At 46.5% G+C, this 6,419-nt stretch carries 6 protein-coding genes; 4 read left to right on the plus strand and 2 right to left on the minus strand.

Annotated features, from left to right (window positions below; genetic code table 11):
- Nucleotides 1-17 precede the first annotated feature (17 nt).
- Nucleotides 18-1,226, minus strand: coding sequence for a gliding motility-associated C-terminal domain-containing protein (locus AC06MN_RS07885; protein WP_475671815.1), 1,209 nt, complete (start codon nt 1,224-1,226; stop codon nt 18-20).
- 354 nt (nt 1,227-1,580) lie between these two features.
- On the opposite strand from AC06MN_RS07885, the gene AC06MN_RS07890 reads away from it, so the two are divergent.
- From AC06MN_RS07890 to AC06MN_RS07905, 4 genes are all read left to right on the plus strand, one after another.
- On the plus strand, nt 1,581-2,918 hold the full coding sequence (locus tag AC06MN_RS07890; protein ID WP_475671816.1) for an ATP-binding protein: 1,338 nt from the start codon (nt 1,581-1,583) through the stop codon (nt 2,916-2,918).
- Between the two features lie 102 nt (nt 2,919-3,020).
- Nucleotides 3,021-5,021: a urocanate hydratase gene (locus AC06MN_RS07895; RefSeq protein ID WP_475671817.1), complete on the plus strand. Its 2,001-nt coding sequence runs from the start codon at nt 3,021-3,023 to the stop codon at nt 5,019-5,021.
- 113 nt (nt 5,022-5,134) lie between these two features.
- On the plus strand, nt 5,135-5,650 hold the full coding sequence (locus AC06MN_RS07900; protein ID WP_475671818.1) for a helix-turn-helix transcriptional regulator: 516 nt from the start codon (nt 5,135-5,137) through the stop codon (nt 5,648-5,650).
- Nucleotides 5,651-5,753: 103 nt separating this feature from the next.
- On the plus strand, nt 5,754-5,879 hold the full coding sequence (locus AC06MN_RS07905) for a hypothetical protein (protein ID WP_475671819.1): 126 nt from the start codon (nt 5,754-5,756) through the stop codon (nt 5,877-5,879).
- Between the two features lie 166 nt (nt 5,880-6,045).
- On the opposite strand, the gene AC06MN_RS07910 is transcribed toward AC06MN_RS07905, so the two are convergent.
- The gene (locus tag AC06MN_RS07910; protein WP_475671820.1) at nt 6,046-6,288 is read right to left on the minus strand and encodes a hypothetical protein; all 243 of its coding nucleotides are present in this window, start codon (nt 6,286-6,288) and stop codon (nt 6,046-6,048) included.
- Nucleotides 6,289-6,419 lie beyond the last annotated feature (131 nt).

Here is a 6,419-nt window from a genome sequence, read left to right on the forward strand (position 1 = left end):
TTTCTTGTAGTTTCTGTTTATTTACTGCCTCTGAAAATCATTATCGAGCCTTGGTATTTGGCATCCTGTTTCAGGCCATGGCATTTCAGCACATAGAAATAGGTGGCATCAGGAAGGTTGCCGCCGTCCCAATCGTTCTGATAATCTTTTGATTGATAGACGATGCGTCCCCAACGGTTGAAAATGACCAGTTCCGATGATTCGTAATAACTGCTCAAAGGCTCGTAGTTTTCGTACTCGTATTGGGTTTCGGGTTCAGTGTCGCCTCTTGTTCCGCTGCCCGAACCGCCATTGTCGATGTTGCCGCCAGCTTCGTCAATGGAAATGATGAAGTAGTCGTTGATGCCGTCGCCGTTTGGCGTGAAGACGCTTGGCACTTTCAGTTTCACGGGGTTCACCTTGATGGTCTTATAATAAGAGGTGTCGCAGCCTTGCGGATTATAGACTTTCAGCTCCGTAGTGAAATCGCCAGCTTCAACGTAGGTGAAACGCGGCTCTTCTTCGTGGGAATTGAGGCCATATTGCGCGTTCAGAATCCAATAGAAATTGGAAATGGCGATGGAATCAATCGATTTGTTTTCAAAGGAATAGGTGACGTGAGGGTTTTGTATGTAAACCGTGTCGCCTGGGTCAGCCGTGATTTCGACAATCGGGTTCGGGTAGGCTTTGGTGAGGGTGCTGTCGGTTTGCGGGCAGCCGCGTCCATCCGTGACTTTGATTTTGTAATATTTGTAAGCCTCCAGGCCGATGGCCAGCGAATCGCAGCCTGGGGCGATGTGTAACGGGCTGATGTTTTGCCATTCGTAGGTGTAAGGCGCAACCGAACCATCGGCATACGCAAGCACTTGGGCTGTCCGTCCGTTGTCTTCCTCGGCATTGCTGCAGGTTTTCAGGATTTGACTGAAATGTATCTGGAAACGAGGCTTCACCTCAACCGTGAAAGGTTCCGATTCGCAAATCAGTTCCAGCGTATGCTTGTTGCGTATTTCAACGCTATAAGTCGTAGTTTCAAAAGGCCTTACGGTGATTGTTGCAACGGTCTCGCCTCCGGGAGTCCAATAATATGCGTATGTGGTATCCTGCATCACGCTGAGCGTAACGGGCGTTTCGCTGCAAATCGGCATTTCGGCGTTGCACGTTATGGTGCATGGGTCTTGAGCCTTCAGGCTTGCCGAAAACACTAAGGCAACCCAAAGGAGACCGAATCTTGTTATGATGTCTTTCACTTTCATTCTTCTACGGAAACAAATTGCAAAAATAGGAAATTTTATGAAGTGAAACGAAATATGATGGTGTTTATTGTTAAGTAGGTGATCAAAATTAGTTTACATATTGAAAACGAGGCATAGAGGTCGCGGGAATGCGAGATTACGAGGCATTCCGGCATCCCGAAGCCTCGTAGTCTCGAAATCCCTTGTCCTTTATAATGTGGTTTAATTTTGAATAGTTACTTAAAAACTGATTTTTTGGAAAGAGAAATGTATACCGAAAAACTTTCATCTTAGAAAAATGTGAGATTTTGCACATAACATGTTGGAAAAATGTGTATTTTTGCACAAAATTAGTTGGAAAAATGTGATATGGAACTGACGAGATCTGTTTTTGAAGATTTCCTAAAATGGAAAAACAGTGCTGACAGGAAGCCCTTAATCGTAGAAGGGGCGCGTCAGATAGGGAAGACTTGGGCAATGAAAAGATTCGGAGAATTGCATTACAGGCATACAGCCTATTTTAATTTTGAGTCTTCCGAAGATTTGGGACGTGAATTTGAAAAAACGAAAGACCCTCGCCGTATTTTGGATGTGTTGCAACTTTATGCCAATCAGGAAATTGTGCCGGGTGACACCCTTGTTATATTTGATGAAATTCAGCAGTGTAATAAGGCCTTGAACAGTTTGAAGTATTTTTGCGAAACTGCTCCTGAATATCATATCATGGCGGCAGGCTCCTTGTTGGGCGTTTCTTTGTCGAAGGGCGATTCGTTTCCCGTCGGAAAGGTTCAGTTCCTGCCCATGCATCCTTTGACATTCAGGGAGTTTCTGCTTGCCGATAATCCTTCTGCTTGCCGTTATCTTGATGCTTTGGAGAGTTTTGATCCGCTTCCTGAATTTATTGTGACCCGTGTCGGTGAGTCGTTCCGGCGCTTTCAGGTGTGTGGTGGTATGCCGGCCGTAGCGTCTGCTTTGTTGGAAGGTCGCGGCATGAACGAAATCGAAGGTTTGCTGAATGACATTTTGTCGTCATATTTGCTTGATTTTGCAAGACATGCGCCTGGAAAAGACATTCCTCGCATCACCGATTTGTGGCATTCCATTCCGTCGCAATTGGCAAAAGAAAACCGCAAGTTCCTCTATAAAGTGGTGAAAGAAGGAGCGCGAGCACGAGAGTATGAAGACGGATTGCTTTGGCTGCAACAGGCAGGTTTGATTCACAAGATTTTCTGTTCTTCAACGCCATCTCTGCCCTTGAGTGCGTATGACGACTTGTCGGCATTCAAAATCTATCTTTGCGATGTGGGGCTGCTTAGGAGTTTGGCTAAATTGCCGCCTGATATTTTCTGGACTGATAATATGCTTTACAAGGAATTTAAAGGCGCATTGACTGAGAACATCATTTTGCAATCTTTGGTCGCAAACTTCAGGGTCTTACCTCGTTATTGGACTTCAAACGGAACAGCGGAAGTCGATTTCCTGTTGCAAGAGGGCTTGAATGTCATTCCGATAGAAGTCAAGGCGTCGGTCAACACTTCTGGAAAAAGCCTCAGCGTATATGCGAAGCATTTCAGCCCGCCGTTGTCCATCATATTTTCGATGCAAAACCTTCGCTATGAAAAAGGTGTGCTTCATGTACCTTTGTTCCTTTCGGACTGGACACCGCAACTGCTGTCAATGATTTCAAAAATATCTTCAAATGAATGAGGAAAAAATGTAATTTTGCAATTCAAACCCGATTTCAAATCATTAAATTTTGAATTTTTTAATCTTTAAATCTTTGAATATTAAATCATTAAATAATACAATATGAACGCACTCAACGATTTTCAAAAAGAGATTCTGGCTGGTATCCCCGATGAACTGCCGGAAGTGAAAGAATACGACAAGAATATCAATCATGCCCCGAAACGCAAGGACATCCTGACCAAGGAAGAAAAGAAGCTCGCCATCCGCAACGCCTTGCGCTATTTTCCTGCCAAGCACCACGCTGTGCTGGCCCCCGAATTTGCCGAAGAATTGGAAAAATACGGCCGCATCTACATGTACCGTTTCCGCCCTTCCTATAAGATGTATGCCCGTCCTATTGACGAATATCCTTGCAAATGCAAGCAAGCCGCAGCTATCATGCTGATGATTCAGAACAACTTGGATCCTGCCGTGGCTCAACATCCGCGCGAGCTGATCATCTACGGTGGCAATGGCGCCATCTTCCAAAACTGGGCTCAGTATCGCCTTGTGATGCAGTATCTCGCCAACATGGAAGACGACCAGACTTTGGTCATGTATAGCGGTCATCCGATGGGATTGTTCCCAAGCCACAAGGATGCGCCTCGCGTTGTCGTTACCAACGGCATGATGATTCCAAACTACAGCAAACCAGACGATTGGGAACGTTTCAATGCTCTCGGGGTGACACAATACGGACAGATGACGGCTGGCTCCTATATGTACATCGGACCACAAGGCATCGTTCACGGCACCACCATCACGGTGCTCAATGCAGCCCGTAAACTCGGTGGCGGCACTGCCGGTAAACTGTTCATCACTGCTGGTTTGGGTGGCATGAGTGGCGCTCAGCCCAAGGCTGGCAACATCGCTGGCGTGGTGAGCATCACCGCCGAAATCAACCCTGCTGCTACCATGAAGCGTTACGAACAAGGCTGGGTCGATGAAGTGCACGAGAACATAGAAGAACTCTTCAAGCGCGTCAACGAAAGCATCGCCAAGAAGGAAGCCCGCAGCTATGCTTACCAAGGCAATGTGGTTGACCTTTGGGAATATGCTGCCGAACACGACATCCACGTCGATTTAGGTTCCGACCAGACCTCATTGCACAATCCTTGGGCTGGCGGTTACTACCCTGTCGGCCAGTCGTTTGAAGAATCGAAGACCATGATGGCCGATAATCCAGAGCTGTTCAAGGAAAAGGTTCAGGCTTCGTTGCGTCGTCATGTGGCTGCCATCAACAAGCTGACTGCCAAGGGCATGTATTTCTTCGACTACGGCAACGCTTTCCTGCTGCAAAGCAGCCGTGCTGGTGCCGACATTATGAAAGCCGACGGCACTTTCCGTTATCCTTCTTACGTTCAGGACATCATGGGGCCGATGTGCTTCGACTATGGTTTTGGTCCATTCCGTTGGGTCTGCGCTTCGGGCAAGCCTGAAGATTTGGCTGTCACCGACGACATCGCTTGCCAAGTGCTGGAAGAGATTGCCAAGACCGCTCCAGAAGAAATTCGCCAACAGATGCGCGACAACATCCAGTGGATTCGTGGCGCACAAGAAAACCATTTGGTTGTCGGTTCGCAAGCCCGTATCCTCTACGCTGACTGCGAAGGCCGCACCAAGATTGCTGCCGAATTCAACAAAGCCATCGCTGATGGACGTTTGAGCGGACCTGTAGTCCTTGGCCGTGACCACCACGACGTTTCGGGCACCGACTCGCCATTCCGTGAGACTTCCAACATCTACGACGGATCGAACCGCACTGCTGACATGGCCATCCAAAACGTCATCGGCGACGGATTCCGTGGCGCTACCTGGGTGAGCATCCACAATGGCGGTGGCGTTGGCTGGGGCGAAGTCATCAATGGCGGTTTCGGCATGGTGCTCGATGGCACTGCCGATGCCGACCGCCGTTTGCGCAACATGCTGCATTGGGATGTCAACAACGGCATCGCACGCCGCAACTGGGCTCGCAACGAAGGCGCCACCTTCGCCATCAAGCGTGCTATGGAAGCCGAACCAAAACTGAAAGTCACACTGCCTAATTTGGTGGATGATAAGGTTTTGGAAAACCTGTTCTGATTCATGTAGAGACGCGCCATGGCGCGTCTCTACATTTTTATTTACATTATAACCAAATTATGGTTATTATTAGGGAATTGTTTATCTTTGCAGCCCGAAAGAATCAAAAAATAATGAACACAGACACCTATTTGAATATGTCATCAGTGCCCGCAGGAGCCATTCTTTACCGAATCGCGCAACAGGAACACATATCTCAAACCACCTTGGCTCAGAAAACCAAAATGATTCCACAGAGAATCAATGACTTAATCATGGGTCGTCGCCGCTTCACGCCTCAAAATTCTTTCATGCTAGAACAAGCCTTAGGTATCGTTTCGCAGGGTTTTTTCTATAAGATTCAGGCCAATCACGACATTTATCAAGCTCAATTGGCCGACAACCAACCAAAACCTGACTTAAACATTCTCACCACAACCACCTTTTGGGATGTCGATCTGTCCAAACTGGAATGGATGAAATGTCAGGATCGGGCTATTCGCCGCGTGTTGGAATACGGCAGCAAGGAAGAAATAGAAGAACTATATCGTTTCTATGGCCGTGATGCCTTTGAAAGAATCAAGGAGAACAACAAAGGTTTCATGCTTTATGAGGTCGCTTTGGAAAACCTAAAATCCATCGGACTATGAGAAAGGATATTCGTTGCCGGAAATGATACAATGGGCCTTGCAAAGAGACCCATATTCTTTTACCAAAGACGATATCATCAAAGGTCTTCAACAGGTAAATCAAGTGGAAGAATCACCAATGGGAATTGTCAGCCTCAAGCCTTTGGCCTATTGGGAATTAAAGGTGCTGGACTTGATGGAAGAAGTGAAAGCCATTACTGAAACTGGCAATTTGGAGGGATTGTCTTGATGGGATGAAAAGGTGTAGAGACGCGCCATGGCGCGTCTCTACAAAGTAAAACGAACAAAAGCAGGACGCAACACGTTCTGCTTTTGTATTTTTGAATTGGAAATGCTGATAGTCACGGCTTTCAGATTGCAAATCCGAAAGAACTGAGAGGACACATCGGTTTTTGTTAGAAATTCATATTAAAAGTTAATCCCAATCCGTAATTGCCTTGCGATTGTGGCGTTTCGCATCTCATCAATGATGGGGAAATGTTGAGCGAATAGGCATTGCTATGATTTTTGTTGTATTCTTCTGCAACTTTTCCGATTTTCTCTTCTCCTGTTAATCCAATCATTAATCCTGAACCAAATGTAACACCACCAACAATTCCGAACGCTATATATGTTTTATAAGCTGGAGCTAAGTACATGACAAAATTTGAAAGATGTCGAATTTAGGTATATGATTAGGGTTCATTATGCACTCGGCGATGTAGTCCAGGCCGTACTTGAAGAATGACACGGCCTTTCTCCCATTCTTGAGTATTCTGATTTTCTTGAC

It is taken from the genome of Candidatus Limimorpha sp. (assembly GCF_056203535.1).

Coding starts and splice junctions, on each gene's coding strand:
- AC06MN_RS07895 (WP_475671817.1), top strand. CDS start 3,021: ATGAACGCACTCAACGATTTTCAAAAAGAGATTCTGGCTGGTATCCCC.
- AC06MN_RS07900 (WP_475671818.1), top strand. CDS start 5,135: ATGAACACAGACACCTATTTGAATATGTCATCAGTGCCCGCAGGAGCC.
- AC06MN_RS07910 (WP_475671820.1), bottom strand. CDS start 6,288: ATGTACTTAGCTCCAGCTTATAAAACATATATAGCGTTCGGAATTGTT.
- AC06MN_RS07890 (WP_475671816.1), top strand. CDS start 1,581: ATGGAACTGACGAGATCTGTTTTTGAAGATTTCCTAAAATGGAAAAAC.